Below are 880 nucleotides of genomic sequence, written 5' to 3' on the forward strand. Positions count from 1 at the left end.
CCCTCAAACCTCCCAAAACCACATCCTCATCGCAAGGCCGACAATCCCTCTAGCGGGCCATATCCTCCTCTACAACCTTTTTGATCGCCGGCCTGGCCACCAGGGCGTCCAACCACTTCTTGACGTGGGGGTAGTCGTCGCTCTTGTAGTAGTCCTTGGCCAGCATGCCGGCGTAGTACTGCCAGGGCACAAAGGCGAGGTCGGCGTAGGAGAACCTGCGGCCGACCAGCCACCTGTTGCCGTCGGCGTCGTCGGCCTGCTTGGAGAGGTGGGTCTCGAGCACGGCGGTGACGCGGTTGATCTCCTTGGCGTAGCGCTCGACGGCCGAGGGCACCTTGGGCTCGTGGTACTTTGTGAACCAGACGAACTGGCCGTAGTAGGGGCCCTGGCCCGTGGTCTGGAAGAAGAGCCACTGCTTGGCCAGGTGCGACTCGTTGCTGCCCGCCGGGAAGCTGACCTTGTGCTCCTTGTCGTACGTCTCCACCAGGTACTGCAGGATCGCGCCCGATTCCCACAGCGTCAGGTCCGTGTTGGGGTCCTCGATGGCCGGCATGCGCCCGTTGGGGTTCACCTTTGTCAGGTACGGCTCCTGCTTGATGCTGGTGAAGTCGTGCGGGGTCGTGGTGTGGGGGAGTCCGAGCTCGTTCAGGAGCATGTGAACCTTGGGCGGGTTGGGGCCGATTTTGCCGTGGACCACGATGGGCTTGATGGATGAAGACATTTTTTGTTTGTTGTTTTTTTGAGTTTTGGGTTTTGGCGTGTGGGATTGTTTTTCTTATTATTAATTTATTTGGTTTATTGGATGTTCTCCTGGATTATGTTTGGTTTTAATTGCGTGGTCTTGTAGCTTTGCGGTGTGTTGATTGACTGGATTGAAGAA

The 880-nt window shown here is 57.3% G+C and carries 1 protein-coding gene; it reads right to left on the reverse strand.

Going from position 1 to position 880, the window contains the following annotated elements; translation table 11 throughout:
- Positions 1–49 precede the first annotated feature (49 nt).
- A complete protein-coding gene (locus tag E2R65_RS19470; protein ID WP_134338168.1) occupies positions 50–721 on the reverse strand; it encodes a glutathione S-transferase family protein in 672 nt (223 codons plus the stop codon).
- Between the last annotated feature and the right edge of the window lie 159 nt (positions 722–880).

The organism is Mucilaginibacter phyllosphaerae, assembly GCF_004378255.1.
GTDB classification, from domain to species: Bacteria; Bacteroidota; Bacteroidia; order Sphingobacteriales; family Sphingobacteriaceae; genus Mucilaginibacter; species Mucilaginibacter phyllosphaerae.